A 26,549-nucleotide genomic window follows, 5' to 3' on the forward strand; every position below is an offset into this window, starting at 1 on the left:
CCACGTCGCGGACGGCGATCAGCCATCGGCTCTCCACGGCGCATGTGATCGAGACGAAACAGTACAGAGTACGTCGATGTTCAAGAAAATGTCTGTTGCGCTGCTCGGCAGCGCTTGCACCTTCATTGCCGGCGCAAGCAGTGCCGGCGCCTTCGACAATTCGGTGCCGAACGATCCGCCCGCGGTGCTCTACCAGCCGCAGGTGCCGCCGGCGCCGGTGCGCGTCGCCTCCAATGCGAACATGGGCGGCGGCTTCATCGAGTTCCTGTTCAGCGACGGTCCCGGCCGCGGTCCGGCCTACGCGCCGCAGCAGCCGGTCTATCAACAGCAGCCCGGCTATTACGATCAGCGCCGCCTGCCGCCGATGGGCGAGCCGCAGCAGGGTGGATATCAGCAAGGCGCGGTTCAGCAGGAGGCGGTTGACCCGCGGCAGCGTCAGTTCGATCCGAGATTCGAGAAACAATCTGTTGACTATAGCGGCAAGGAAAGTGCCGGCACCATCGTGGTCGATACCCCGAACAAGTTCCTCTATCTCGTCGAGGGCAATGGCAGGGCGATGCGCTACGGCATCGGCGTCGGGCGTCCGGGCTTCACCTGGTCCGGCGTGAAGTCGATCACGGCCAAGCGCGAATGGCCGGATTGGACGCCGCCGGCCGAAATGATCGCGCGCCGCCCCGATTTGCCCCGGCATATGGAAGGCGGTCCGGACAACCCGCTCGGTGCCCGCGCAATGTATCTGGGCTCGACGCTCTATCGCATCCACGGCTCCAACGAGCCGTGGACCATCGGCACCAACGTCTCCTCGGGCTGCATCCGGATGCGCAACGAAGACGTCATCGACCTCTACGGCCGCGTCAATGTCGGCACCAAGGTCGTGGTGATGTAGCCAGCCGCTCGCCGCTCACTTCTCCGCACGTGCGGAGGAAGGGCGATGACCAACGACCCCGAAATGAAAACGGCCGCCTCTTGGGCGGCCGTTGTTGTTCGTAGCGGGACACAGCAGCCTTACGCGTAATCGCTGCCGCCGTCGTCGTCGCCGCCGAAATCGCTGTCGTCGGCCACGTCCATATTGCCGTCGCCATTGTTGTCGCCGTAGTTCTGATCATTGTCGTTATGATCGTTGGACGCGTGGTCGGAGAAGCCCTGGCGGGACTCGCCCTTCGAGCCGATGTCGTTGAGGCCGGCATCGCGCGCGAGCGAGCCGCCGGACTGATCGCTGCCGCCCCAAGGGCTTCCACCAGAGCTGCGGTCGCCGAGGGCATTGGCGTCGCCGAAGCCCTGCTGATGCGATCCGCCCATCATGCCGCGGATGCTGGAGAGCAGCAGCGAGCCGCCAACGACGCCGGCGGCAGCCGCCGCCGCCGTGCCGAGGAACGAGCCGCCGCCCCCGCCCATCGGCGGTGCGCCGTATCCCTGACCCGGGCCCTGACCAGGACCCTGGCCGTAAGCCTGTCCGTAAGGCGGTTGCCCGTAGCCCGGTTGGCTTTGCTGCATCGCGCCGCCGCTGTTCCAGACCGGCCGCGCGTCGCGCGGCGGCACGTTTGGAACCGAGCCGCGCGAGGGGCTTCCACCGAACAACGTGTCGCGCATGGTGTCGAGGAAGCCGCCGGACTGCGCCTGCTCGGGCGCGTGGCCCGCTTCCAGCTCCTGGATGCGATGATGGGCGCGCTTCAGCGCCTCGTCCTGCAGCAGCGTGGTCTGCACCAGCGCATAGATGGCGCCGGGCGCCTTGCGCAACCCGTCGGAGATCGCGGCGATCGCATCGGGATCGCGCGGTGCGTTTTCCAGTTTCGAAAGCCGGTCGAAAAGGTCGTCGACGAGCTGGCGTTCCTGCGGCGTCATGGTCTGTCTCCCTCGCGCAAAACAAGCGCGAGGCAGATGTAGGGTTCCATTGTGGCCCCAACAGTGCCGGCCGGATTAAATTTCGGTATGCGACAAGCTGCCTCGCAGCCTGCTTTCCGCGGGTCTCATCCCAGCGTGGCGCCGCTGTCCGTCAGCAGACGCGCGAAGGCGTCGCCGGCCAAATAGGCGTGCTCGCGTTCGCGGACGTCCGTCATCGGATCGAGGCCGGCGAGGACATCGTCGACGAAGCCGGGGTGGCACATCACGAGGCCGCCATCCGGCAAGCCTTCCAGGAATTGTCGCATCAGCGCGCCGAAATCGGCCGCGCGCGTGAAGTCGTAGGCGCCGGCGAAGCCGGGGTTGAAGCTGAGGCCGGCGCTGCCGGCGCGGCGGCGGAATTGCGCGCTGAAAACATCGAGCACGATTGCCTTGGGTGAAGCGAGGCGCTGCTTGAGCGGCAGGTCGCGGCCGCCCTGGCGTACCCAGGCGTTGGGTGCGGCCTCAACGACCGCATCGACAAAGCCGTCGCGCACCTGCGGATAGAGCTGCACATGCTGATGGCCATCGACGAAGTCGGGCACGCGGCCGAACGCATCGGCAAAGGCGGCGAGCTGCGCCTTTACCTCGTTGCGGAAGAATTCGCGGTCGAGCCGCCGCAAGACGCCTGCGCGCAGCAGCTTTGGAAACGGCATGAACATGTCGCCGTCGAGCGGCCGGAAATGCATGGTGAGGGGGCGGAACGGCGCCGACAGCGTCACGTGCAATCCGATCGCGCAGCGCGGGCTGGCCTTCGCGGATGCCTGGAGCGCTTCGACCTCGCTGCGTTCGATCGCCGGGCCCACCATCATCACCGAGGTGGCGTTGAGGCGACCGCGTTCGATCAGGTCGCGGATGGCGCGGTTGACACCCGGGCTGATGCCGTAATCGTCGGCACAGAGCCAGATCCGCCGCAGGCCTGCGGCCGCGCTCATTCGGCGGCCGTCCTCTTCGCGGCGTCGTCCGCCTTGTCGGCCTCGAAGTGCTTTTCACTGTGCTCGGCGACGAAGTAGATCGGGCGCGCCTTCATCTCGGAGAGGATCTTGCCGATATATTCGCCGACGATGCCGATCATGATGAGCTGCACGCCGCCGATGGTCATCAGGCCGATCACCAGCGAGGGATAGCCGGGCACCTGCTTACCGGTCGTTAACACCTCCCAGAGGATCGAGAGGCCGAACAGGAAAGCGCCCGCGGCGAGAATGACGCCGAGCAGGCTGGCAAAGCGCAAGGGGGCGACCGAAAACGAGGTCAGGCCCTCGATCGAGAGGCCAAGCAGGCTTGCGGCGTTGAAGGTGGTGACGCCATGGGCGCGCGCCGACGGCTCATAGTCGACGCGGATCTGGCGGAAGCCGATCCAGCTGGCGAGGCCCTTGAAGAACCGGTTGCGCTCGGGCAGCTGCCTGAGCGCGGTGACCGCGCGCGGCGACAGCAGGCGGAAGTCGCCGGCGTCCTCGGGAATTTTCTGCCGTGCGCCCCAATTGATCAGCGCGTAGAAGCCGTGCACGGCGATCCGGCGCAAGAACGGCTCGTTGTCGCGATGCGCCTTGGCGGTGTAGACGACGTCATAGCCGTCATCGATCCAGTGTCGCACCAGCTGTTCGATCAGGGCCGGCGGATGCTGGCCGTCGCCGTCCATGAACATGACGGCGCCGAGCCGGGCATGGTCGAGGCCGGCCATCAGCGCCGCCTCCTTGCCGAAATTGCGCGACAGCGACACCACCTGGACGTCGACCGCGTCGGCCGGCAGCGAGCGGGCGATCGCCAGCGTTTCATCCTTGCTGCCGTCGTCGACATAGACGACCTCGCAAGCCAGCCGATAGCGCTCCCGCAAGGTCTTTGCGAGATCGCAGATGCGCTGATGCAGGGCGGCGAGGCCCGCCGCCTCGTTGTAGACGGGAACGACGATCGACAGCCCCTTCGCCGCGGCGGTGGCTGCGGTGGTCGTCATGCCGGAAACGTCGGAGCCCAGCGTCATCGATCAAGTCCCAGAGGCGTTCGAAGTCATCTCAACAGCATATGGTAGCTGCCGTTTGCTGTCGCAAAGCTGAACGGTCAAGCCGAGCAGACCTGAGGCTCACTGCCGCAGGAACGCCTCGAGCCTGGCGAACAGCGGGTTCTCCCGGTCGAACACGTAGTCGAGCGACACTACCGAGACGGTCTCGGCGCCATGCTCGCGCAGGAAGCTTGCCAGCGCATACAGCTGCCCCGGCGGGCAATGCAACGTCAGCATGCCTGACGAGGTCGGTCCGCCGAACGGTGCCACGACACCGAAACGCGTGTGGGCTTCGCCGAGCAGGGCGGCGTCGCACTGCCGGAAGCGGGTGCGGACCTCGCGGTATTTGTTGGCCCGCGCCCTTGCCGCGATGTGATCGAGGATGATTCGCGCGGTCTCCCGCGCCTGCGGCGTCCAGTCGGCATCTTTCGAGGCGACCAGATTGGCCTGGCTGCGCAGGATCACGCCGTCGTCGAGCACCCGCAAGCCGTTGGCGGCGAGCGTCGCGCCCGTCGTGGTGATGTCGACGATCAATTCGGCGCTGCCGGCTGCCGGCGCGCCTTCGGTCGCGCCGGTGCTTTCAACGATGCGGTAATCGGTGATGCCGTGGCCCTGGAAGAAGGCGCGGGTGAGGTTGACGAACTTGGTTGCGACCCGCATCCGCATGTGATGCTGCTCGCGGAAGCCGGTGGTGACGTCGTCGAGATCGGCCATGGTGCGAACGTCGATCCAGGCCTGCGGCACCGCGACCACGACGTCGGCATAGCCGAAGCCGAGACCATCGATCAGCGACACGCGCTTGTCGGCGTCCGCGATGTTCTCGCGCACTAGATCTTCTCCAGTGACGCCGAGATGGGCAAAGCCGCGCGACAATTGCGAGGCGATCTCGCTGGCCGAGAGGTAGGCGACCTCGACATTGTCGAGGCCTGCAAGCGTGCCGCGATAGTCGCGGGCGCCGCCGGCCTTCGACAGCTTGAGGCCGGCACGGGCGAAGAAGGCTTCGGTGTTTTCCTGCAGGCGACCCTTGGAGGGAACGGCCAGGACGAATGGCGCGCTCATGACTTAAGCTCCCACCTTGCGGACGATCTTCGTCAGCGCATCCACCCAGACCGAGAAGCCGACCGCGGGGATCGGTTCAGCCGATCCGAGCTGGGTCATCAGCCCGTCGTAGCGGCCGCCGGCGACCAGCGGTTCGGCGCCGTTGCCGCGATGATGCAGCTCGAATTCGAAGCCGGTGTAATAGTCGAGGCCGCGCCCGAACGCGGTCGAGAAGCGCGTCTGCTTCACGTCGATGCCGCGCGCCGCCATGAAGCCGACCCGGCTCTCGAACTGGTCGATCGCGGCCGTGAGGTCGAGCCTGGCGTCGGCCGTGAGCGCACGCAACTCGGCGATGGAATCGTCGGGATTGCCCGCAATGGTCAGGAAGCGCTTGAGCACGGCGATCGCCTCGCGCGACAGCGCGCCGCCTTTCAGCGTCGATTGCTCGAGGAAGCGATCGGCGATCTCGGCGGTGGTGCGGCCCCCGACATTGGTGGTGCCGGCAATCGACATCAGGTCGGTGACGAAGGCGAGCGCGGCCTTGCGGTCGGAGCCGGCGAGCGCGGCCAGCACGCCCTGATATTCGCTGGGGCTCGCGGTGGTCGCAGCCGCCAGCTTCTCCAGATCCTGCTCCAGGCTGATCTTGCGGTTGAAATCCTTGACCAGGCGGCGGCGCCAGACCGGATAGAGGTTCAGCGCATCGAGCAGCGCGTTGAACAGCCCCACGTCGCCGGTGCGAATCTCGACGTCGTGGACACCGAAGGCCGCGGTCGCTTCGAGCCCAAGCGCCAACGTCTCGGCGTCGGCCGCGGCGCGGTCCTGGCGGCCGAACGATTCGATGCCCGCCTGCAGGAATTCACTGGCTCGGCCGCTGCGGTAGCGGAACACCGGACCGAGATAGCTGAACCCGGCCGGCTGGCCGGCGCGACCTGAGGCGAGGTAATCGCGCGCCACCGGAATCGTCAGGTCCGGGCGCAGGCAGAGCTCTTCGCCGGTGAGGTCCGTGGTCAGGTACAGGCTCTTGCGGATGTCCTCGCCGGAGAGATCCAGGAACGGCTCGGCCGGCTGCAGGATGGCAGGCTCCGCCCTGACGTAGCCGGCCTGCGCGAACGACAACAGCAGCGTATCCGCCCAGGCGGCGGAGCCGGCAGCATTCGAGGTGGCAGTCGCGGTCATGACTGGGTCCATTGTCCCGGTGGAACCGGGCAGGGCAAGGGGAGGTAAGCTGAGTTGCGCTGCCCTTAGCATGGCCCGAAAGTGGTTTCGACCTCCAAAGGATCAATCGCTTAACGAGTTTGACGCGAGCCCCGTCCGCCGGTCCTCGGCTAAAAACCGGGATTCGCCGTCACGCTGAAAAAGGTAATTGAATACCTCATTGCACCGGTGCCTCGGACGGGGCTGGACGGCATCATTCAGGCTGGCCCGGGGACGTCTTCAGCTGGCTCGACGGATGATACGCCGGCACGGCCGGTGCAGTCACAGCGGACCCGGCTTCTTCCGCCAGCCGCTCCGCCAGCTCGAGGATCCTTCGCCTGCGGCCCGGGTCCCTGAGGCGGAGATACGCTCTGATCAGCCGCAGCTCGTCGCGTGCTCTCGCGTCAGATGCGACATCATCGTCCATCGTCACGCCTTCCATCGCGCGCCACCTCGATACCGCACGTCATCGCGCCGTTGAATCCGCGAACGTGCGCCAACGTCATGTCGGCCATCGCTTCCGCAGCACGCCGGGGCCCAACCTTCATGTCACTGCGCGCAAGCGTCGGCGAGCAATTGCGATGCGGCCGAGCTTCACAATGAGAAATTGAGGACAGCTGGCAAGTCGTCGCATACTCATTTTGGGTATGGCGAGCGATCCGTTGGCACTGTTCGTCGTCTACAACACGAATGTTGGAATTCGATTCATGCGCAATGCTTCAGACATCATCCGCACGGTCTCGCGACACACGCTGGCCTATATGCTGTTTTCGATGAGTGAGTTGTTTCGGCACTACGATGAATTCGATCCGCTGGACCTTCTGATCGTTCACGCGGTCCTCAACGCGAATGTCATCCACGTGATGAACGATCCGGTGTTGGACGAGCAGTTCTCCAGCATTCACGACGTCGAGCCGGATGTGATCAAGCAGGGGATTTCTCGTGCTGCGCTGTCTCGCTTCCTCAGCCTGCCGCTCGAGACGGTTCGCCGTCGCGTGACCGGGCTGAAGAGGCGGAAGATTCTCGAAGAGACTGAAGCAGGACTTATCGTGACCGAGCAGAACGCTTTCAGGTTTGGAAACAACCATGAACTGCAGAAGACCAACATGCTGCTGCTGACGAAGCTGCTTCGCGATCTCAAGCGCGCCGGCATCAACGGGCCGGACGATCTGCGCGCGTCCAGGGTGGCCACGTCGGCAAGGAAGGCAAAGTAAGCGGCACGACATGGATCAGGGTCATTTCGAGACTGCGCGCGACGGGACGCAAACGCTGGCGGCGGACCGCTTGATGTCCTTTCAGGGGCTCAAGCCATCGTCGGCCCTCGAGCTTCGGGCGTATGACATCGACCATTTCGGCGAGACCGAGCGATATGCCGGCGCATCCAGCATGCCGCTGGCGGTCGGGACCACGGCCATCATGCGCGCCCGGCTCAGCCTGCCGAGCCTGACCCTGTCTCTGGTGAAGACTTTTCCGCGGATCATCCGAGGCTATCAACTGATGAATGCCATCGCCGTCGCGGTGCCGATGGATCACGTCACCTCGGCCCGCATCAACGGGCAATCGGTCGGTCGTTCGATCATCATCCTGAAAGGCAATTCCGATTGTCTGGTCCATGAGCCGGAGGGCCGGCTGATCGCCGTCGTGTATCTCACTCCGCCCCGGCGCGAACCCTGGACACAACTGGGTGATGGCTATCACCTGTTGAACCCCGCACCGGACGTCCTCGCCTCATTGCGCCGTCTGGTATCCGACACGTTGGAGGCCGCAGCGCATGATCCTGATTTCCTGAGCGAGCCGATATCGTTGAGCGTCGTCGAGCAATCATTGCTCAGAACGATGGAAGCTGCGCTAACCACCGGCGCGACAGACCGTCCCGCGACGCCCGTGATGAACGGCTATCGCCGGATCGTTGCGGACATGGAACGGCTGATCCAGCAGGATCTGACGATCTCGCCGAAGACGCCTGAAATCGCAGAGCAGGTCGGGGTGTCCGTCCGCACGCTCCAGAGCGCGACACAGGCCATTTGCGGCATCAGTCCGCATCGCTATAGCCGGGTTCTGCGGCTCTGGTCGGTGCGCAAGCAACTGCGCATCGGTGCAGGACGGCGCAGCGTGAAGGCCTGTGCGATTGCGCACGGTTTCTGGCATCTGGGCGAGTTCGCGGCGAGCTACAAGGCGGCTTTCGGCGAACTGCCTTCTGAGACCTTGCACCGCGCAATGCGGGAAACGATCTAGCCGCTTCCGCCGCCCCAATCGCCCAATACGGCCTGCACCAGCGCCAGCGCCGCCACCGCGGCAGTGTCGGCCCGCATGATCCGCGGACCCAGGGCCAGCCGCAGGATTTTCGGCTGCCGCAGCAGCAGCGCCCGCTCTTCCTCGGCAAAGCCGCCTTCGGGACCGATCAGCACATCGATGCCCCCTCCGGCAGCACGGGCGTTTCGCAGGCTCTCGACGGGGTTTTGTACCTCGGCCGCCTCATCGCAGAAAATCAGCAGGCGATCTGTTGAGCGTTGGCTGAGGAAGCGCTCCAGCGGCACCGGCTCGGCAACGCTGGCGATGCTCAGGATGCCGCATTGCTCCGCCGCCTCGACGACATTGGCACGCATCCGTTCGGTGTTGACCCGGGAGGCCTGGGTAAACCGGGTCAGGACCGGGTGCAGGGCGGCGGCGCCCATCTCGATGGCCTTCTGGACCATGTAGTCGAGCCGGGCATGCTTGAGCGGGGCGAAAACGTAGGCGACGTCAGGCAGCCTGTCCTGGGGGCGGGTCTGCTGAAGGATCACGAGGCCGTCCGGCCGCTTGCGGCCTTCGATGGCGGCCTGCCACTCGCCGTCCCGGCCGTTGAAGGCCAGGACCTCGGCTCCGGCGGCCAGTCGCAGCACATTGCCGAGATAATTGCTCTGGTCGCGGTCGAGCGGGATCCTGGCGTCCTGGGCGAGGGGAGCGTCGACGAACAGACGGGGGGCGCGAAAATCGTGGGAGGGCATCGTTCAGGGGTCCGATTTGGGGCCGTTCTTAACCGAAAGCAGCCATTCCGGGGGTAAATATTGCCGAAACGGTGCGTCCCCGCGCCGCGCTCTTGCCCTATTCAACGGGTTGTTAAGCGTCGGCGGGAATCGTAAAACCGCGAACACGCTGGTTGCGCTTCAATTGGGAAGGCGCCGAACCCCGTAGCTCCTGCCGGAGAGACTATCCTGATGATCCGTCATTTGATGGTTCCGATCACTGCCGCCATGGTCACCCTGAGCGCCGCGGGCGCCTATGCGCAGAGCGCCTTTCCGGCGCCGCTGCCGAACCAGGCCGCTACCAGTTCCGCGTTTCCCCCGGTGAACGGCTCGGCGCCAGTTGCTTCGGTCGGCACGGCTCCGCAATCGTCCTTTCCCGTGAACGGCGCCGCGCCCGTTGGCGGCGCTGGCGCGTTCAGCGCGGCCCCGCCGACCCAGGGCGGCCCGGGCGAGGACTGCATGAAGGCTTTCATGCCCCTGCGCGAGGAAGCCGAGAAGCGCGGCAAACTGATCAAGGCCGCGAGCGACCGTCACGCGCCCCCTGACGAGGCCTGCAAGCTGATCCGCAATTTCAGCCAGGCCGAGTCCAAGATGATCAAATATATCGACACCCACGCCGCCAAATGCGGAATCCCGCCGCAGATCGGCGACCAGATGAAGTCCGGTCACAAGAACACTGAGGCCATGGCGACGAAGGTCTGCAACGTCGCTCAGCAAATGCAGAACCAGCCACGCGGCCCGGCCGGCCCGTCGCTCAGCGAGGTGCTGGGTTCGGGCTCGGCGCCTGAGGCCAATGCCGGCAAGAAGGGCGGCAGCACCTTCGACACGCTCAACGGCAACGTCCTGACCCGATGAGCGACACGTCCGCCCCCGTTGCCGATTCCACCGGCAACTGGGTCGATACGCACGCGCCGCAATGGGCACGGCCCTATTTGCGCTTGTCCCGCTTCGATCGTCCGATCGGCTCCTGGCTGCTGTTGATGCCGTGCTGGTGGTCGGCAGCGCTCGCGAGCGGCATGGCGCATGACGTTCGCGGACTGCCGCTCACCATCGTGCTGTTCTTCATCGGCGCCTTCGTGATGCGCGGGGCGGGCTGCGCCTGGAACGACATCACCGACCGCGACCTCGACGCCAAGGTCGAGCGCACCCGCTCGCGGCCGTTGCCCTCGGGGCAGGTGAGCACGAAGCAGGCGCTGGCCTTCATGATCGCGCTGGCCGTGACCGGTCTCGTCGTCTTGCTGCAGTTCAACCGCTTCGCGGTCCTGACCGGCATCGCCTCGCTCCTGATTGTCGCGATCTATCCCTTCATGAAGCGGATCACCTGGTGGCCGCAGATCGTGCTCGGCCTCGCTTTTTCGTGGGGCGCCCTGATGGGATTTGCCGTCACCTTCGGACGCATCGACGTCACCGCACTGGTGCTCTATGCCGGCGCGATTTCATGGGTGATCGGCTATGACACGATCTACGCCCATCAGGACGCCGAGGACGACGCGCTGATCGGCGTCAAGTCCACCGCGCGCCTGTTCGGCGCGCATACGCAGCAGGCGTTGATCCTGTTCTACGGGCTCGCTGTGATGTTGATCGGCGTCGCTCTCGCCTCCGCCGATGCGCGCTGGCCGGCCTGGCTCGGCCTGATCGCCTTCGCCGCACATCTGGCATCGCAAATCGTGCGCTTGCGGATCGAGGATCCCGAGCTTTGTCTGCGCCTGTTCAAGTCGAACAGGGATGCCGGTCTGTTGCTCTTCGCGGGATTGCTCGCCGACGCGGTGATGCGGGCGTAGGTCTTGTAGGGTGGGCAAAGGCGCACGTGCGCCGTGCCCGCGATCTCTCAATGCTGGATAGAAGGCGTGGGCACGCTCTTTGCCCACCGTACCGGATCACACTTAGTTCCGCGCGATGATCTCGCGTTCTTCGCGGTGAACCGACAATTCACGTGCCATCGCAACGCGGCGGCGCATCAGGAATTTCGGACGGCGGGCGCGGATCGCATTGGCGCGGCGGCGGCGGGCGGCAGGCTTGCGCGCGCCTTCGTCGAGCTGCGGAAGCGCGAACAACTCGCTCCAGATCGCCAAGGCCTCGACGAGTTCGTCGTCGTTGGCGCCGACCAGCAGCGGAACGGAGAGCGAGGGATCGCGATGCACGAGGACGATGGCCTGCGCCTCGTCATTGCCGCGCAGCGCGACGCCGATGAAATCGCTGACGCGGACGTTGATCGCCATCTGCATGCCGCGAACGGCACGGCGAAGCACGACACGTTCGCGATGAAGCTCGATCTGCCTCGTATATCCGTCGGCGCGCGGATCATGCGCATCGAAGCGGACTGGAAGGGAAAGGGGGTCGAGCCGCAGGGAGCGGCTCGACCCGGCGGGAGCGATCCCGCATGTTGCTGTTTGACGCCTCACGGCTTTAGTTCTCCCCGCCAGGATTATGTTCCCGGTCGATGTGAGGACCTTAGCGCGCGGCTTTCCGAAACCGCTTAAAAAGGCTGGTTAACCCACCGTCACTGTGGCTCATGATTGACAAGACCTTGGCACGCATGATTGACGAGACATTGCGTCAAAGGCGCGAATCTGAGCTTCTGGCAGGCTGAAAATGCTTGAAGTCCGCGCGATCAGGGCACATCTGTGGGTTCCGGTCCCGAACCCCCGCCCCAACAGGATTTCGTTCGTGAACTCTTCACCATCCGCAAGCTCGACGCTTTCGTCCAAGGATTCCTCCAAGGGGTCAAAGGCCAGCCGCGACCTGTTCGACCAGTCCGCTTTGTCGGTTCTGGCGCAGCGGCTGGTGGAGGCGGCAAAGCGCGCAGGCGCGGATGCGGCCGACGCGGTCGCGGTGCGCGGCGTCTCGCAAGGGGTCGAGGTGCGCGATGGACGCGTCGAGGAATCCGAGCGCTCCGAGGGTGACGACGTCGGCCTGCGCGTGCTGGTCGGCCAGCGCCAGGCGGTGGTCTCGACCAACGACGTCAGCGGCGATGCGGTGACCAAGCTTGCCGAACGCGCGGTCGCGATGGCGCGCGTCGCGCCCGACGACAAATATGTCGGCCTCGCGGACCCATCGCTGCTCGCGCGCGACTTCCCCGATCTCGACCTGCTCGATCCCGACGTGCCGGCCACCAGCGAGCTCGAGCGCCGCGCGCTCGAAGCCGAGGCTGCGGCCCTCGCCGTGAAGGGCGTCACCAAATCCGGCGGCGCCTCGGCGTCGGCAGGCATGGGCGGCATGGTGCTGGTCACCTCGACCGGCTTCCACGGTTCTTACCTGCGCTCCAGCCAGGGCATCTCCGCCACCGCAATCTCCGGCGAAGGCACCGGCATGGAGCGCGATTACGACTTCACCTCGGCGCCGCACGGCGCCGACCTGTTGTCGCCCGGCATCGTCGGCCGTTCCGCCGGCGAGCGCACCGTGGCGCGCTCCAATCCGCGCAAGGTCGAGACCTGCAAGGTGCCCGTCGTGTTCGATCCGCGCGTCGCGGGTTCGCTGGTCGGCCATCTTGTCGGCGCCATCAACGGCGCCTCGATCGCACGCAAGACCAGCTTCCTGAAGGACAAGCTCGGCCAGCAGCTGTTTGCCAAGAACATCCGCATCATCGACGATCCCCTGCGCAAGCGCGGGCTGCGCTCGCAGACCTTCGACGCCGAGGGCGTTGCGGTGAAGAAGACCGCGCTGGTCGACGAGGGCGTGCTGACGACCTGGCTGCTCGACTGCGCCACCGCGCGCGAGCTCGGCCTTGCCACCACCGGCCATGCCCACCGCGGCGTGTCGTCCTCGCCTTCGCCGGGGCCGTACAATCTGCATCTCGAGCCCGGCACGCCGACGCCCGCCGAGCTGATCGCCGACATCAAGCAGGGATTCTACGTCACCGATCTGATCGGCTCCGGCGTGAACGGCGTCACCGGCGATTACAGCCGCGGCGCTTCCGGCTTCTGGATCGAGAACGGCGAGATCACCTATCCCGTCAGCGAGGTGACGATCGCCGGTCATCTGTTCGAGATCTTCAAGTCGATGCAGCCTGCCAACAATCTCGAGTTCCGCTACGGCATCAATGCGCCGACGGTGCGCATCGAGGGATTGACGCTTGGCGGACGTTGAGGCGAACGCCCCGGGCGAAACCATCCTGACGCGCGACGCGGCGCTGCTGCGGGATACGGTGCGCGAAGCAGGCGCGCTGGCGCAGTCGATGTTCCGCACCGAATTGAAGACATGGACCAAGGGTGCGTCCTCGCCGGTGTCCGAAGCCGACATCGCCGTCAACGACCTGCTCGAAACGCGCCTGCGCGGCGCGACGCCGGATTACGGCTGGCTGTCGGAGGAGAGCGCCGACGATGCGGCGCGGCTGTCGCGACGGCTGACCTGGATCGTCGATCCCATCGACGGCACGCGCAACTATCTCAACGGCCACGAGGATTGGTGCGTCAGCGTCGCACTGGTCGAGGAGACCGCGCCGGTGCTGGCCGCGGTGTTCGCGCCTGTGAGCGGCGAGTTCTTTTTCGCCGCACGCGGCCAGGGCACCACGCTGAACGGCGCAGCCGTGCAGGCTTCGCCCGGATCCACGCTCGACTTTTCCCGCGTCGCCGGCCCGAAGCCGATGGTCGAGCGGCTCAACGGCTCGGGCGGCGAAATCAAGCTGCATCCGCGAATCGGCTCGCTCGCACTGCGGCTGTGCCGGGTCGCCCATGGCGCGCTGGATGCGGCTTTTGCGGGGGGCAACAGCCATGATTGGGACCTTGCGGCGGCCGATTTGATCGTGCAGGAAGCCGATGGTAGAATGAGCGACCTCTCCGGAGAACCCATCCTCTATAACCGCCGGGAAGTGGCGCACGGGGTGCTGGTGGCAGCGGGACGCGATCGTCATGCGGGCATTGTCGCGCATTTTCGAAACCGTCCCTTGGCCTAAAGCGCTTTTTGTCGTGCTTCTCGAACACTGCTTTGCCGGGCAGCCCGTTAGGAACAGAACTCATGCCAGATAGTGCCCCGCAACAACTGCTTCATCTCGTGATCGGCGGCGAGCTCGTCGACCTCAAGCAAAACACCTTCAAGAATCTCGACGACGTCGAGATCGTCGGCCTCTATCCGAACTATGCGACCGCCCACGCCGCCTGGCGGGCCAAGGCGCAGAGCACGGTCGACAACGCGCAGATGCGCTATTTCATCGTCCATCTCCACCGGCTGCTCGACCCGAATCAAGAACCGGCGCGTTGAAAAAGCTGCTTCGCAATACGCTGCGAAGCAGCTGGTTTCAGCGTGCCGTCGGGGTTCTGGCGGCCGAATATCTGCGTCTGGTCTGGCGGACCAACACATTCACGTTGGATCCGCCCGACGTCTATGAGCGCGTCGAGCCGCAGCTTCCTGCGATCTTCGCGTTCTGGCACGGCCAGCATTTCCTCACGCCCTTCATCAAGAACCAGGACAAGGCCTCCTATCGCGCCAAGGTCCTGATCTCCCGCCATCGCGACGGCGAGTTCAATGCGATCGCCGCGGAGCGGCTCGGCATCGGCACCATCCGCGGTTCCGGCGATCATGGCGGCGCCTTCCACCGCAAGGGCGGGGTCGGCGCCTTCAAGGAAATGGTGCGCACGCTGCAGGCCGGTTGTAATGTCGCGCTGACCGCCGATGTCCCCAAGCGCTCGCGCGTGGCCGGGCTCGGCATTATCATGCTGGCACGGGAATCGGGGCGGCCGATCATGCCTTTCGCGATGGCGACCAGCCGCTTCGTCCGGCTCAAGAACTGGGACCGCACCACCATCAATCTTCCATTCGGGCGGGGCGCATTGGTCGGCATCAAGGAAATCCATGTTCCCGCCGATGCCGACGCCGCCATGATGGAAGCGCTGCGGCTGGAGCTGGAGGAGACGCTGAACGAGGCGACCCGCCGCGCCTATGCGCAACTCGGCCGCCCTGGGCCTCAAGATGCCTAAGTTGCCCAAGTCGTTGCCCAAGTCGCTACCCAAGTCGTTGCCTGGCTCGCTGCCGCTGACGCTGCGGCTGTACCGTCGCCTTGCGTCGGGCCTGGTGCCGCTTGCGCCTGCCCTGATCAGGCGGCGGCTGAAGCAGGGCAAGGAGGATCCCGCGCGCGTCGGCGAGCGGCGCGGCCTGTCCCGGGACGTGCGGCCGCATGGCCCGCTGGTCTGGATCCACGGCGCCAGTGTCGGCGAGGTGCTGGCCGCGGCGGCGCTGATCGAGCGCCTGCGCGATCTCAATCTGCGCATCCTGCTCACCTCGGGCACCGTCACCTCGGCCAATGTGGTCGCAAAGCGGTTTCCGCCCGACGTGATCCATCAATACGTGCCCTATGACTCGCCGCGCTATGTCGCGCGCTTCCTCGATCACTGGCAGCCGTCGCTGGCGCTGTTCATCGAATCCGACCTGTGGCCGAACCTGATCCTGGCCGGCGCGACGCGCCGGGTGCCGATGGTGCTGATCAACGGCCGGATGTCGCCGCGCTCGTTCCCGCGCTGGCGGCGCATGCAGGGCACCATCTCGGCGCTGCTGTCGCGCTTCGACATCTGCCTCGCACAATCCAGGACCGATGCCGAACGCTTCGCCACGCTCGGCGGCCGCGACGTCGTCACCACCGGCAACCTCAAGCTCGACGTGCCGGCGCCGCCGGCCGATCCCGGCAAGCTCGAACGGCTGATGGCGATGACGCGCGGGCGCCCCATCATCGTCGCGGCCTCGACCCATCCGGGCGAGGACGAGATGCTGGTCGCGGCGCATCGCAGCCTCGTCGGCTTCTTCCCGCAGCTCCTCACCGTGATCGTGCCGCGTCATCCCGATCGCGGCTCCTCGATCGCGGGCCTGATCACGGCCTCGGGCCTGAAGCCGGCATTGCGCTCGCGCGAGGAGCTGCCGACCGCGGCCACCGACGTCTATGTCGCCGACACCATGGGCGAGCTCGGACTGTTCTACCGGCTGTCGGGAATCGTGTTCATGGGCGGCTCGCTGATCCGCCATGGCGGCCAGAACCCGATCGAGGCGATCAAGCTCGGGGCCGCGATCGTGCATGGCCCGCACGTCTTCAACTTCGCCGATGTCTACGAGGCGCTCGACCGCAGCGGCGGTGCGCGCCAGGCCGACACGCAGGAGGCGCTGGTCAAGCAGCTCGGCCTGTTGCTGGCCGAGCCGACGGTCCGCGACAAGATGCAGCGCGCAGGCTCGAGCGTGGTCGAGGATCTCGGCGGCGCGCTCAACCGCACCATGACCGCGCTCGAGCCCTATCTGCTGCAGCTGCGGATCGAGATGGGAGCCGCCAATGCGTGAGCCGGCCTTCTGGTACCGGCCACGTTCTTTCCCGTCCTATGCGTTATGGCCGCTCGGAGCGCTCTACGGCGCGATCGCCGAACGGCGCATGCTGCGCCAGGGCGCGGACGCCGGCATCCCCGTGATCTGCGTCGGCAACTATCACGTCGGCGGCGCCGGCAAGACGCCGACCGTGCTGGCGCTGACCAGGCTGCTGCGCGAGCTCGGCGAAACGCCTGTGGTGCTCAGCCGCGGCTATGGCGGGCGCCTGACAGGCCCGGTGATGGTCGACCGCACGCGCCACACCGCGGCCGACATCGGCGACGAGCCCCTGATGATGGCGCGCGACGTCCCGGTCGCGGTCGCGCGTGATCGCCTCGACGGCGTCGCGCTGGCGAAGTCGCAAGGCGCCACCGTCATCCTGATGGACGACGGATTTCAGAACCCGCGCCTGCTCAAGGACGCCTCGCTCATCGTGATCGACAGCGAGCGGGGCCTCGGCAACGGCCGGGTATTTCCCGCCGGTCCCCTGCGCGCGCCGCTGAAGGCGCAGCTCGCGCGCACCGACGCGCTGGTGCTGATCGGCGACGGCCATGCCGCCGACGATGTCGCCTCGGCGCTTGCCGGGCGCGACAAGCCGGAGTTGCGCGCGCGCCTGAAGCCGGATGCCGCCTCGCTGGCGCAGCTGTTCGGCCAACGTGTTTTCGCCTTTGCCGGCATCGGCGATCCCGAGCGCTTCTTCCGCACCCTGCGCGTGAGCGGCATCGACGTCGCGCGCACACGGCCCTTTGCCGATCACCACATGTTCTCCCGCGACGAGATCGCCGCGCTCGCGGCGGATGCCGGGCGCGAGCAGCTGACGCTGGTGACGACGGAAAAGGATCTTGCGCGCCTGCGCGGCCGCGAGGGCGTGCCCGACGGCATCGTGCCGTTCGCGGTTCAGCTCGAATTCGACGACCCCGCAAGGCTGCGGCAATTGGTCAGCGATCACCTCTACAAGGCGCGCGAGCGACGGTTCTCAAGGCGATGAATCCGCTCGGTCTCGAAGGGCGGGTTCGTCATTCAGAGACCATTCATCGCAGGACTTCTATCGATCTCGGACGATCGGGAGAATGCGATGAGATTGCCGTCCGCCGTTGTCGCCGCCAGCCTTGCCTGTCTGGTCATGACGCCCGTTTTGGCACAGGCGCCCGCGCCGACCGCAAGTCCGACTGCCGCGGTGCCGGTTCCCGCGACCAGGCGCGTGACGTGTCTTGCCACGACCGCGAGCCTGAAGGGACAGGACAAGCGCGACCAGCTACAACTCTGCCTGGCGCAGGCGCGGCTCGATTGCCTGAAGCAGGCGATCGACCAGAAGATCGTCGGCGAATCCAGGAAGAGCTATATCAAGACCTGCGTGGGGGGCGATGGCACGGAGCACCAATAGCCGCGTGCCGGCGTACTCACGGCTGCGGTTTCGGCGCGCCCGGGAAATGCCGCTGCAGCACGGCGGCGGGCGTGGCGTAGGCCTCCTGCAGATCGACGCTCCAGTATTTCAGCTCGTCGAGCGGAATCCTGACGTCGGTGATGGCACAGCGCACGAAGGTCCCCGGCGAGATCACGCGGAAGTCGCCGTCGAGATACTGCACCTGCGCTTCGCCATGGCCCGAGGGGCCGAACTTGTTCAGCACGGTCGAAAGTCTCCGTGGAAGGCCGCGTCCAGAAAAACCTTGAAGGCAAACCCTGGAGGGCACGATGTGTTGGACGGGATGTAGCATAGATAGGGTGGCTTGTCCGCCCGGTAAACCCACCGGTTTGTGATGTTTTGCCGCCGTTTTCGCGTGATATTGCCTGGGCGAAGGATCGCTGTTTCCCGCAGCTTCTGTGGCATAGTCCGATGCGCCTTCGACTGACCGCCCTGTTCCTGACACTGCTGATGGCGGCCGCGCATGCCGCGCCGGCGCCACAGCCGGTCGACATTCCGCTGGCGTCGGGCGTGCTGCATGCGCAGCTCTACAAGCCTGAAGGCGCGGGGCCGTTTCCGGCGGTGATCGCGCTGCACGGCTGCGGCGGCCTCGCCAGCCATTCCGATCCAGTGCTGCCGCGTTATCGCGATTGGGCCGAGCGCCTGGTCCGGGCGGGCAATGCCGTGCTGCTCCCCGATAGCTATGGCTCGCGCGATCTCGGGCCGCAATGCCGCGTCAAGGAGATGCACGTCAAGGCGCGGCGCGAGCGCGTCATCGATATCGCGGCCTCGCACGCCTGGCTGATGAAGCAGAGTTGGGTGGCGCACAACCGCGTCAGCCTGATCGGCTGGGCCAACGGCGCCAGCGCGCTGCTCTGGGCGGTGCGGCCGCAAAGCGGGGCGCGTGATCCGGGGCCCGATTTCCGCGCCGCCATCGCGTTCTATCCGGACTGCCGGATCTCCGCCGGTCTCGGCTGGAGCACGCGGGTGCCGACGCTGGTGCTGATCGGCGCCAATGACGACGTCTCGTCACCGCCGGCCTGCCGCCAGATGGTCGAGGGCGCGCATGGCCGCAGCGCGCTCGCACGCATCGTGGTCTATCCCGGCGCCGATCACGATTTCGACCGCGCCAACACGCAGCTGCACGCAGTCGGTGGCAGCAACGATGCCGCCGCGCCCGAGCACGGCCAGCTCGGCATGGATGCCGAGGCGCGCGCGGAATCGCAAAAGGACGTCGCGCAATGGCTGGCGCGGTAATTCGACCATCTTCGGGCTTCAAGCGGGAGAGAACAACGGCAGGCGGACAGCACCGCATCGACCACCGCCCTGCACGGACTGAAATGGCCGACCGGGAATTGACGGATCGCGCGCGGCGCGGGTTACAGCCAGTGGCGGCGCCTTAGTTCGACCATGATGTCGATTAAACGCAATCCTCATGCGCAACCGTCTCAAGCTCGTCTCCGCACTCGCCGTCTTTACCGTCGCGATCTTTCTCTACGAGGCCCACGCCGGCGCCCCCCAGCGCGCGCCGGAGCATTGCGGCTTCTGGACCACGATCGACGCAGGATTGTCCTGTCGATAGGCCGGGCTGTCTCCACATCGTCATTGCGAGCGCAGCGAGGCAATCCAGAATCTTTCCGCGGATGGATTCTGGATGGCTTCGTCGCTTCAGCGCAACATTGCTCTGCAATTTTGTCGCGAGCGCCTCGCAATGACGAGATCGCGACAGCGGTTCTATACGCGCGCCGTCATCGCCCGGCCAGTGCGCAATTGCGCACCAGGACCGGGCGATCCAGTACGCCGTGACGGTTGCGATTGAATTGAGCGGCCGCGGGTTACTGGATTCCCCGCTCCAGTGCGCAATTGCGCACAAGGCGGGGAATGACACAGCGCAACGCCGCGCCTGCACCTCAAAACAACGTGCCCTGATCCACCGGCTTGCCCACGCGCTTCGGCGCGGGTTTTGCGTCCGCCGCGGCCGTCTTCGGCTGCGCCGGTGCGCGCCTGGCCGTTGGAGCTGCACGATCCGCATCCGCCGTCGCACCCACACGGCCATCCGCGAACTCGATCTCCAGCCGTGCGCCGGGCCCGATGCTGTCGGCCGCATGCAGCGGATGTCCCGCTTCGTCCCGCACCAGTGCGAAGCCGCGCGCGAGCACGCTGCGATAGGACAGCGCCGACAGCAGCTTGCCGCTGTTGTCGACGCGGGCTTCCAGCCGCTGCAGCAACGTGACGAGCGCGCGGCCGGCGCGCTCGCTGAGGCGATGGGTGCGCTCGCGCTGGCGGGCAATGGCGTTGCGCTGCGCTTGCGCGTTGGACAGCTTCGAGGCGCGCAGGCGAATCTCGAGTCCGGCAAAGCGGTCGCGCCGCTGCCGCAGCAGCGAGCGCGCGGACAGGCCGAGCCGTTCGCCGCACACAGTCAGGCGATGATCGGCCTGCGAGATCTGGCCGTGCAGCACCCGCAGCGTCAGCTTCGCGCTCGCGGCGGTGAACCTGCGGAAATGCGCGTGCGTGTTGGCCTTGAGACAGCGGGGCAGGGACGCGCCCGCCGAATCCAGCCGTTGTCGCGGGATCGCCAACAGGTCGCCGGCCGCGGGCAGCGCGCGCGCGGCGGCGCGCAGTTCGTTGCGGCGGCTCTCCTGGCTGCGCTGCCAATAGGCGCGGGTGCGGCGGCCGAGATCGGCGACCTCGACGAAGAGATCGCTGCGCACCGGCACCGCCATCTCGGCCGCGGCCGTCGGTGTCGGCGCGCGCTTGTCGGCGACGAAGTCGATCAGCGTGATGTCGGTCTCGTGCCCGACGGCCGAGATCAGCGGGATCATGCTCTCGCTTGCTGCGCGGACCACGATCTCCTCGTTGAACGACCAGAGGTCCTCCAGCGAGCCGCCGCCGCGCGCGACGATCAGCACGTCGGGCCGCGGAATCTTGCCGCCTTCAGGCAGCGCGTTGAAGCCGCGGATCGCGGCCGCGACCTGCTCGGCCGAGCCGTCGCCCTGGACTTTCACCGGCCACACCAGCACGTGACGGGGAAAGCGGTCCTCCAGCCGGTGCAGGATGTCGCGGATCACGGCGCCGGTCGGCGACGTCACCACGCCGATCACCTCCGGCAGCCACGGCAGCAACTGCTTGCGCGCCTCGTCGAACAGGCCTTCGGCGGCGAGCTTCTTCTTGCGCTCCTCCATCAGCGCCATCAGCGCGCCGATGCCGGCCGGCTCCAGCGCCTCGATCACGATCTGGTACTTCGAGGAGCCCGGATAGGTCGTGAGCTTGCCGGTGGCGATCACCTCGAGCCCCTCCTGGGGCTTGAAGCGCATCCGCCCGTGCACGCCCTTCCAGATCACCGCCTCGATCTTGGCGCTCTCGTCCGTGAGCGCGAAATAGCAATGCCCGGAGGAGTGGGCGCCGCGAAATCCGGAGATCTCGCCGCGCACCCGGACATGGCCGAAGGTGTCCTCCACCGTCCGCTTCAGGGACTGGGAGAGCTCGGACACCGTGAATTCAAACGCGTTGTTCAGTTGTTCCGCAGGCGGCATCGGCACACGATTCGGCATGGTGGGGTCAGACCCGACGTTAAGGCTTTTCGCCGGCAAGCGCCAATCCCGCCGCCGTCATTCCGGGGCGTCGCGAAGCGACGAGCCCGGAATCCATCGTGCCACCAACGCCGCTGCTTGATGGATTCCGGGGGGCGGGCGGTCTATTTCATGCTGTTTTACGCCCTCGCGGGCCTCTGGTTCGGCACTGCCTTCGTCGCCATCGGTCTCGGCATCTCCGCGCTGGCGCTCATCGGCTTCTTCACCATCGGCGAGGCCTTCCCGCTCTGGATGGCCTTCGTCAACGGCGGCGGCCTGATCCTCGGCGGCCTCTGGATGCGGCGGATCTGATGGCCGAGCTCGACGACATCATCCACCAGCCGCTGCGCCTGAAGATCATGGCGGCGCTGAACGCGCTGCCTGAGACAGCGGGGCTGGAGTTCCCACGGCTGAAGAAGCTGGCCGGCGCCACCGACGACAATCCCGGCGCGCAGATCGAGACGCTGGCGAGGGCCGGCTATGTGTCGGTGGAGAAGGCGTTCGTGGGGAAGAAGCCGCAGACGACGGTGACGGCCACGGCTGCGGGCCGCGGCGCGTTCGCGCGGCATGTGGCGAAGTTGCAGGAGATTATCGCGGGGAAGCAGGTTTAGGCGCCGTTGTCGTCATTTCGAGGCGGGCCGATTCCACCCCTCCTTTTGTATTGTAGGAGAGGGTGACCTCGCTGAAAGCGAAGTCGGGTTAAGGGTTTCTATCCTCGTGAACATGCGCGCGAGCGGAGAGAGAACCCCTTATTCGACACTTCGGCGTAGAATTCTATGGCTTCTTTGATAGCGCTTGTAGATCGCGTGATACCAGCTCAACGCCCGCGAGTGCCGCGAGAGCTGTACCTCTATCGCAAGACTCGCTCAACCGCTGCGCCCTTCCGGGGTGAATCAGATTGCGAAAGTTCTTGGCCCGACCCGCCTGTTCGCCAGTTTCAGGCTTTATCAAGCCCAGCAGTGTCGCCGCCTCGATGAATTGCGCTAGATCCCATGTTTCTGGTCCGTCCTTTGGCTTATTTTTCATTCTGGAAGGAGGACTCGTGTGGCCACCGGTTTGCACAGCGGCCAGAAGGAGCGCTTCAATTGCTGCGCCTGCTAGAACTGTGGCGGCCTTGAAGTCGCTTCGATGAAGTGCATCGAACGCGCTGCTGATGTCGAGGCGTATGCTTTCCCGTAAGGAGTCGTCGATGATGAATACCAACTCTGTCGTAGTTGGTGCTGGTCGTTCATCGGGGCATCTACTAAGAGCGTCTCGGATCAAATGGACCGGACTTTTACCGTCGAGAGTGCGAGGTGGATCGTCCCCACCCCTGAAATTCCAACGCTCTATGGCTGCCCCCATCGATTCAAGGCCAACCACGAGTCCTGTGTAGTCGTCGCCGCTTAGAGTCAGGAGCTCGACTGGAATATCGTCCACGAGATTAATGATCGAAGCTAATATCGCTGCATCTCCAGAGTACACTGTCATGCTGGGCGTAGCCTTAGCCGACGGGTAGACGCGATCAATCAACGCGACCACTTGGGATGGAACAACCTTTGAAATGGCACGCTCCTTTGGTTTGGACGGCCGCGCGGTCTTCTGTGTCGGCCCGTGCATCACGGTCTTTAAGGCATCATCTCGCAACGGCGCCTTAGCGCCTTTGGCTCATCTCATGGCGACCTTCGACCCACACAAAGGCTAAGCCCGTGGTTCTGACGAACGATCGGCGATCGCGTTCGGCGCGGTCATCAATAAAAATCGTCTTCGCTCTCGTCAGCTTCCTCGACCCCCACATCAAAGTCGTCGATGTCCTCCGCCAGATCCTCTTCCACCGCAGCTTGTTGGATTAGTTGCCGCGCCCGCTCTAGCCGCAACCGTGCGATTAATGCATTGCGGTTCATATGGGCTGAGCCGGACCTATAGAACTCGATGTCGAGTGCTAGCATGGGTCCAAAATAAGGATCAGCTGTAACATGAGCCTTCGATCCGCTGGAGTTTAGGTTCTTCAGGGAGCTTTCGTAAGAGTAGAGCCACATTGAACTCCGGAGGCCATCCGCCGTTAGGCTGCGGTCCCACAATGATTGATCGATGCTCCCCTGAATGAGGCCAAGACGCTTGGCATCGCTAATTAGGATGGCAATCGCACTGTCTTCCACATCAAATAGTTCTGAGATTGCCGCCGCCCGAATGGGCGCTTTTAGGCAGATACAAAGAAATAAGAGCCAGCAGATTTCGCCTCGTTTCTGCAAACGCGTGAGCGTCGGAATTCGCGCGGCCACAAATGCTCCGACGCGTTCAACACCGACATCTTTCCTATCAAGGTGTCGCAAAATTAGAACTTCAAGCATGATGGGTAGAACAGTAGAGTTTTGCCGGTAGCTGGAGAGCAGATAATCTTCAATAAGCCGCCACTCCCCGCATTCCAAGAAAAGGCGACGGGCGTTCTGAATGGCGAACTTCTGGACGTTGGCCTCCGGGTGGGCCCGAACCGCCACCTCTATGCCGTAGAAATACTGAAGAAGGCTGCCTTTATCAGCATCGGAGCCTGGGAGAAGGCTTCTGACGTGTTCTTTCCATGCCGCCGGAAAGAAAGGCCCAGTTGGTGAAATACTTGTCTTGTTATTGTTCAACTCCAGCTCAAATTCGTTCACGCAACGGCGGACAGCTGCGACAATGATCTCAGCCTCCTGCCGCGAGCTGCAGCCGAAGGTATAGTCGTCTACAAAGCGCATTCCCCCGCGTTGTTTTGCGCTCCAGTTTCGCTTCCCCTTGAGCGCAGTCTGCAGCGCCTTATCAACAGCGGTGCCAATAATTTCCGCCAGCAACCTGGATGTATCGGGGCCGACAGGCAATCCGATAGTCTGCCCATCCTGAGCGTTTCGCACGAGAAGATCGAGAAGATTCCCGTACATGGTCATGTCCTGCTTTTTCTTCTTAGCGAGGACTTTGCCATGGATCGCCCACGGGATAGTGTGTGTGTAAACTGAATGAAAGAAAGCTGCGATATCGGCCTCTGCCAGCAGCTCGTAGCCTGCGTTTAGGGTTACCCTCTGTGCATCCCGAGCGTCGAAGGCGGGCCTGATCAGCGCTCTTTCACCGGCCCAGTCAAATATTGCGGGCGCGATAGAAATCTTTGAACGCCGATTGAGCTTCCGGACACCGACATAATTCTCGGATAGAACCTTTGACAAATAAAAGTACGAGATGGGATTGATGTATGCATGTCTACGGTCCTCGCGGCCGAAGCGAGGAAAGTGAAAAACTGCACGCTCGCCCTTGAATAGATGAAAGTGCGGAGTGCCCTTTTTCTTCGAGGGGATTACGCCAAATGCCTTTAGAACCGCCTCGCGGTTAGCGCCGAATCGCTCGCTGTAGAAACAGGAAGGCATTTCCGGAGGGAAAAACCCATTTGAGAGAAGGCGGGCGTGTCGCGCCTTAGGCGTTTTAGCGCTCATGGCGATCTTTCTGTATTCTCTTTCGTGGTGAACGGCTGGCCGAACGCCAAGGATACCGACGAAAAATTGCTTCTTAGGATAACTTGCAATACAAGCGGGATACTACTTAAAAGATATTCTCAGGCAAGAGACTCTAACAGAACCGATTCGGGGGTGACTATCGCGCGCCCGCGTTCAAAGCCTGTCTGCCGTCGCGCGAGCTAGCCTGCTCACATCCGAACCTCTAGGTGAAGCTATGGCCACTCCGGTTCCTACTGATACTCAAATACGGCTTGCTTCGATGCGTCAGATCCACTGCGCAATAGAACACTTGCATAGGGGCGACTACGAATGCGTCATCACCTTGGCCGGTGCCGCAGAAGGGATGCTGCCCGAAACATGGAAACCGCACTTTCGCCAGAAGGTAAAGGCGTTCTCTAAATCGCCGGAGATTCAGGAACAAGGTGGAGCAGTTGGGGAGAATGACTACATCAACTGGTTGAAACACGGCAGCTTGAAACGCGGAGGGCTGCGATTTGAGACGGCGACAATTTCCGCCGAGGAGAGTCTCATTGTGGTCTACCGAGCGGTTACCAAATACAACGCGGTGTACGAGGACTTTTCTCCGCAAATGTTGAGCTATCTCAGTTGGCTCAAGGTATGGTTGGAAACAGGGGTGAACGACAGATAAACGACATGACAAGATGCGTAGTCGCGATGTCCTCGTTGGGGCGGCACGATCCGAAGTGCCACTATTTTTCTGACGTGGACGTTGGGCACGCCTGACCGGCCATGCAAGCCTGCTTCTCAGCTTGGAATTACGGTGCCCTCTAGACCGGCGGCCCAGCCTTCACTCGCTCGACCATTTCTGCGATCGCGTCCCGATCAAAGATCAGTCCGACGCTTATGTCTCGCCAGCGAAACGAGTCAAAGTGCGGGTTCGTGACGGGATTCTCGCGATCCAGTAGCCATTGCTGACCAAACTGGAACGTCTCCGTTGCAATCATGTCGCCTGCTTGCAGGGCTATCACCTTCGATACAGGTGCGAACCTGACGTTAGCGATTTCCGGTCGGTCCTTATTATTCTGCAGATAGGCATATGCGAACATCTCGACGCGGTCGCGGATGCCCTCATCGAAGAAAACCCAAGTTCGCCCTCCCGGCTTACGCCACCTGATGATGTCCGATATTGAGTTCAGGCATTTATAGAGCAGAAATTCGAGAGGATGACCGAGCTGCTCGGCAGTATCGCCGGTCACCAACTCGTCCCACGCCGCGTTGTCAACTGCTGCCGCTACAGTCACCAAGCCAGTATCAAAAATAACCTGCCGAAATAGATAGGTCAGGTGGTCTCGTTCGGCGAGACTGTAGTTCTCAAATTCATCACGACCGGCCCGACACGGCGACAGATGGAACTGTTTAAGCGGCCTTTTACCCGGCAGAGGCTCTTGCAGCAGCGCTTCCCAAGTCGCGGCGAAGACATCCCATTGAGCTTCCGTCCCCAGCACGCCGCCAATGGTCATCACCGGCGACCCAGCATGCGTACCACTATCGTCGAAGAATGCTCCCAGCATGTCACTTACGCTATCAGCTAGAACCGAGTTCTATCGCCAACCTTTCCAAGCTAACCAAGAAACCCCCACAACCAGTAACGGGGTCCATAGCGACATAACGAACAAGTACACGTAGCTTGGCCATTTCCCGTAGGCTTTGACCAGCACGGGGACATGGTCGAGTAGCTCGCCCAAACCCGGCCTTATAAGTGGTAGTTTCCGC

General features: G+C 64.2%; 28 protein-coding genes and 1 pseudogene. 17 read left to right on the plus strand and 12 right to left on the minus strand.

Annotated features, from left to right (window positions below):
* The first annotated feature begins 76 nt into the window (after positions 1-76).
* Positions 77-886, plus strand: a complete 810-nt coding sequence (locus tag JQ580_RS14265) for a L,D-transpeptidase (protein ID WP_212280671.1) — start codon at positions 77-79, stop codon at positions 884-886.
* Between the two features lie 119 nt (positions 887-1,005).
* Here the strand turns inward: JQ580_RS14265 and JQ580_RS14270 are convergent, their stop codons facing one another.
* The 5 genes from JQ580_RS14270 to JQ580_RS14290 all read right to left on the minus strand — a co-directional run bounded on the left by JQ580_RS14270 (position 1,006) and on the right by JQ580_RS14290 (position 6,088).
* On the minus strand, positions 1,006-1,842 hold the full coding sequence (locus JQ580_RS14270; protein ID WP_212280673.1) for a DUF2076 domain-containing protein: 837 nt from the start codon (positions 1,840-1,842) through the stop codon (positions 1,006-1,008).
* A 125-nt stretch (positions 1,843-1,967) separates the two neighbouring features.
* Positions 1,968-2,813 carry a ChbG/HpnK family deacetylase gene (locus tag JQ580_RS14275; RefSeq protein WP_212280674.1) on the minus strand — a complete coding sequence of 282 codons (846 nt, stop codon included), beginning with the start codon at positions 2,811-2,813 and terminating at the stop codon, positions 1,968-1,970.
* The gene (locus tag JQ580_RS14280; protein WP_212280675.1) at positions 2,810-3,856 is read right to left on the minus strand and encodes a glycosyltransferase family 2 protein; all 1,047 of its coding nucleotides are present in this window, start codon (positions 3,854-3,856) and stop codon (positions 2,810-2,812) included. The genes JQ580_RS14275 and JQ580_RS14280 overlap by 4 nt, the downstream gene beginning before the upstream one ends.
* Positions 3,857-3,955: 99 nt before the next feature.
* A complete protein-coding gene (gene hisG, locus JQ580_RS14285) occupies positions 3,956-4,933 on the minus strand; it encodes an ATP phosphoribosyltransferase (protein WP_212280676.1) in 978 nt (325 codons plus the stop codon).
* A 3-nt stretch (positions 4,934-4,936) separates the two neighbouring features.
* Positions 4,937-6,088: an ATP phosphoribosyltransferase regulatory subunit gene (locus tag JQ580_RS14290; protein ID WP_212280677.1), complete on the minus strand. Its 1,152-nt coding sequence runs from the start codon at positions 6,086-6,088 to the stop codon at positions 4,937-4,939.
* A 680-nt stretch (positions 6,089-6,768) separates the two neighbouring features.
* On the opposite strand from JQ580_RS14290, the gene JQ580_RS14295 reads away from it, so the two are divergent.
* Both JQ580_RS14295 and JQ580_RS14300 read left to right on the plus strand, forming a co-directional pair.
* Positions 6,769-7,320: a hypothetical protein gene (locus tag JQ580_RS14295; RefSeq protein WP_249134155.1), complete on the plus strand. Its 552-nt coding sequence runs from the start codon at positions 6,769-6,771 to the stop codon at positions 7,318-7,320.
* Between the two features lie 10 nt (positions 7,321-7,330).
* Entirely contained in the window at positions 7,331-8,341 is a 1,011-nt protein-coding gene (locus JQ580_RS14300; RefSeq protein WP_249134156.1) for a helix-turn-helix domain-containing protein, read from the plus strand.
* On the opposite strand, the gene JQ580_RS14305 is transcribed toward JQ580_RS14300, so the two are convergent.
* On the minus strand, positions 8,338-9,093 hold the full coding sequence (locus JQ580_RS14305; protein ID WP_212280678.1) for a 16S rRNA (uracil(1498)-N(3))-methyltransferase: 756 nt from the start codon (positions 9,091-9,093) through the stop codon (positions 8,338-8,340). The genes JQ580_RS14300 and JQ580_RS14305 overlap by 4 nt on opposite strands.
* A 210-nt stretch (positions 9,094-9,303) precedes the next feature.
* On the opposite strand from JQ580_RS14305, the gene JQ580_RS14310 reads away from it, so the two are divergent.
* On the plus strand, positions 9,304-9,966 hold the full coding sequence (locus tag JQ580_RS14310) for a hypothetical protein (RefSeq protein WP_212280679.1): 663 nt from the start codon (positions 9,304-9,306) through the stop codon (positions 9,964-9,966).
* A complete protein-coding gene (gene ubiA / locus JQ580_RS14315; RefSeq protein ID WP_212280680.1) occupies positions 9,963-10,892 on the plus strand; it encodes a 4-hydroxybenzoate octaprenyltransferase in 930 nt (309 codons plus the stop codon). The genes JQ580_RS14310 and ubiA overlap by 4 nt, the downstream gene beginning before the upstream one ends.
* 102 nt (positions 10,893-10,994) lie before the next feature.
* Here ubiA and JQ580_RS14320 read toward each other — a convergent pair whose 3' ends face one another.
* Positions 10,995-11,513, minus strand: a complete 519-nt coding sequence (locus tag JQ580_RS14320) for a DUF6101 family protein (protein ID WP_212280681.1) — start codon at positions 11,511-11,513, stop codon at positions 10,995-10,997.
* A gap of 265 nt (positions 11,514-11,778) precedes the next feature.
* Here JQ580_RS14320 and JQ580_RS14325 point away from each other — a divergent pair, with 265 nt between their 5' ends.
* The 7 genes from JQ580_RS14325 (at position 11,779) to JQ580_RS14355 (ending at position 17,770) form a co-directional block, all read left to right on the plus strand.
* A complete protein-coding gene (locus JQ580_RS14325; RefSeq protein WP_212280682.1) occupies positions 11,779-13,197 on the plus strand; it encodes a TldD/PmbA family protein in 1,419 nt (472 codons plus the stop codon).
* A complete protein-coding gene (locus JQ580_RS14330; protein WP_212280683.1) occupies positions 13,184-14,002 on the plus strand; it encodes a 3'(2'),5'-bisphosphate nucleotidase CysQ in 819 nt (272 codons plus the stop codon). Before JQ580_RS14325 ends, JQ580_RS14330 begins: the two co-directional genes overlap by 14 nt.
* 62 nt (positions 14,003-14,064) lie before the next feature.
* Positions 14,065-14,307, plus strand: coding sequence for a DUF4170 domain-containing protein (locus tag JQ580_RS14335; protein WP_212280685.1), 243 nt, complete (start codon positions 14,065-14,067; stop codon positions 14,305-14,307).
* A complete protein-coding gene (locus JQ580_RS14340; RefSeq protein WP_212280686.1) occupies positions 14,304-15,023 on the plus strand; it encodes a lysophospholipid acyltransferase family protein in 720 nt (239 codons plus the stop codon). Before JQ580_RS14335 ends, JQ580_RS14340 begins: the two co-directional genes overlap by 4 nt.
* Positions 15,016-16,365, plus strand: coding sequence for a 3-deoxy-D-manno-octulosonic acid transferase (locus JQ580_RS14345; RefSeq protein WP_212280688.1), 1,350 nt, complete (start codon positions 15,016-15,018; stop codon positions 16,363-16,365). The genes JQ580_RS14340 and JQ580_RS14345 overlap by 8 nt, the downstream gene beginning before the upstream one ends.
* Entirely contained in the window at positions 16,358-17,374 is a 1,017-nt protein-coding gene (gene lpxK / locus JQ580_RS14350) for a tetraacyldisaccharide 4'-kinase (RefSeq protein WP_212280689.1), read from the plus strand. Before JQ580_RS14345 ends, lpxK begins: the two co-directional genes overlap by 8 nt.
* Positions 17,375-17,461: 87 nt before the next feature.
* Positions 17,462-17,770 carry a hypothetical protein gene (locus tag JQ580_RS14355; RefSeq protein ID WP_212280693.1) on the plus strand — a complete coding sequence of 103 codons (309 nt, stop codon included), beginning with the start codon at positions 17,462-17,464 and terminating at the stop codon, positions 17,768-17,770.
* Positions 17,771-17,786: 16 nt separating this feature from the next.
* Here JQ580_RS14355 and JQ580_RS14360 read toward each other — a convergent pair whose 3' ends face one another.
* Complete coding sequence (locus tag JQ580_RS14360) at positions 17,787-18,014, minus strand: DUF2093 domain-containing protein (RefSeq protein WP_212280694.1); 228 nt, start codon at positions 18,012-18,014, stop codon at positions 17,787-17,789.
* Between the two features lie 206 nt (positions 18,015-18,220).
* Here JQ580_RS14360 and JQ580_RS14365 point away from each other — a divergent pair, with 206 nt between their 5' ends.
* Together JQ580_RS14365 and JQ580_RS14370 are read left to right on the plus strand one after the other, a co-directional pair.
* Positions 18,221-19,045 carry a dienelactone hydrolase family protein gene (locus JQ580_RS14365; RefSeq protein ID WP_212280696.1) on the plus strand — a complete coding sequence of 275 codons (825 nt, stop codon included), beginning with the start codon at positions 18,221-18,223 and terminating at the stop codon, positions 19,043-19,045.
* A gap of 178 nt (positions 19,046-19,223) precedes the next feature.
* Positions 19,224-19,370, plus strand: coding sequence for a hypothetical protein (locus JQ580_RS14370; protein ID WP_212280700.1), 147 nt, complete (start codon positions 19,224-19,226; stop codon positions 19,368-19,370).
* 328 nt (positions 19,371-19,698) lie between these two features.
* Here JQ580_RS14370 and xseA read toward each other — a convergent pair whose 3' ends face one another.
* A complete protein-coding gene (gene xseA / locus JQ580_RS14375) occupies positions 19,699-21,339 on the minus strand; it encodes an exodeoxyribonuclease VII large subunit (RefSeq protein ID WP_212280701.1) in 1,641 nt (546 codons plus the stop codon).
* Between the two features lie 141 nt (positions 21,340-21,480).
* Here xseA and JQ580_RS14380 point away from each other — a divergent pair.
* Both JQ580_RS14380 and JQ580_RS14385 read left to right on the plus strand, forming a co-directional pair.
* A pseudogene (locus JQ580_RS14380) lies at positions 21,481-21,669 on the plus strand (hypothetical protein); the annotation flags it as partial.
* Positions 21,669-21,968 carry a transcriptional regulator gene (locus tag JQ580_RS14385; RefSeq protein ID WP_212280703.1) on the plus strand — a complete coding sequence of 100 codons (300 nt, stop codon included), beginning with the start codon at positions 21,669-21,671 and terminating at the stop codon, positions 21,966-21,968. The pseudogene JQ580_RS14380 and the gene JQ580_RS14385, both read left to right, overlap by 1 nt.
* Positions 21,969-22,131: 163 nt before the next feature.
* Here the strand turns inward: JQ580_RS14385 and JQ580_RS14390 are convergent, their stop codons facing one another.
* Both JQ580_RS14390 and JQ580_RS14395 read right to left on the minus strand, forming a co-directional pair.
* A complete protein-coding gene (locus tag JQ580_RS14390) occupies positions 22,132-22,956 on the minus strand; it encodes a hypothetical protein (RefSeq protein ID WP_212280704.1) in 825 nt (274 codons plus the stop codon).
* A gap of 131 nt (positions 22,957-23,087) precedes the next feature.
* Positions 23,088-24,794, minus strand: a complete 1,707-nt coding sequence (locus JQ580_RS14395) for an RNA-directed DNA polymerase (protein WP_212280706.1) — start codon at positions 24,792-24,794, stop codon at positions 23,088-23,090.
* A 235-nt stretch (positions 24,795-25,029) separates the two neighbouring features.
* Between JQ580_RS14395 and JQ580_RS14400 the strand changes: the two genes are divergently transcribed.
* Entirely contained in the window at positions 25,030-25,464 is a 435-nt protein-coding gene (locus JQ580_RS14400) for a hypothetical protein (protein ID WP_212280708.1), read from the plus strand.
* 139 nt (positions 25,465-25,603) lie between these two features.
* On the opposite strand, the gene JQ580_RS14405 is transcribed toward JQ580_RS14400, so the two are convergent.
* Entirely contained in the window at positions 25,604-26,347 is a 744-nt protein-coding gene (locus JQ580_RS14405; protein ID WP_212280709.1) for a hypothetical protein, read from the minus strand.
* Positions 26,348-26,549: the final 202 nt, after the last annotated feature.

Origin of the sequence: Bradyrhizobium sp. SZCCT0148, assembly GCF_018129985.1 — a bacterium.
GTDB lineage: Bacteria > Pseudomonadota > Alphaproteobacteria > Rhizobiales > Xanthobacteraceae > Bradyrhizobium > Bradyrhizobium japonicum_H.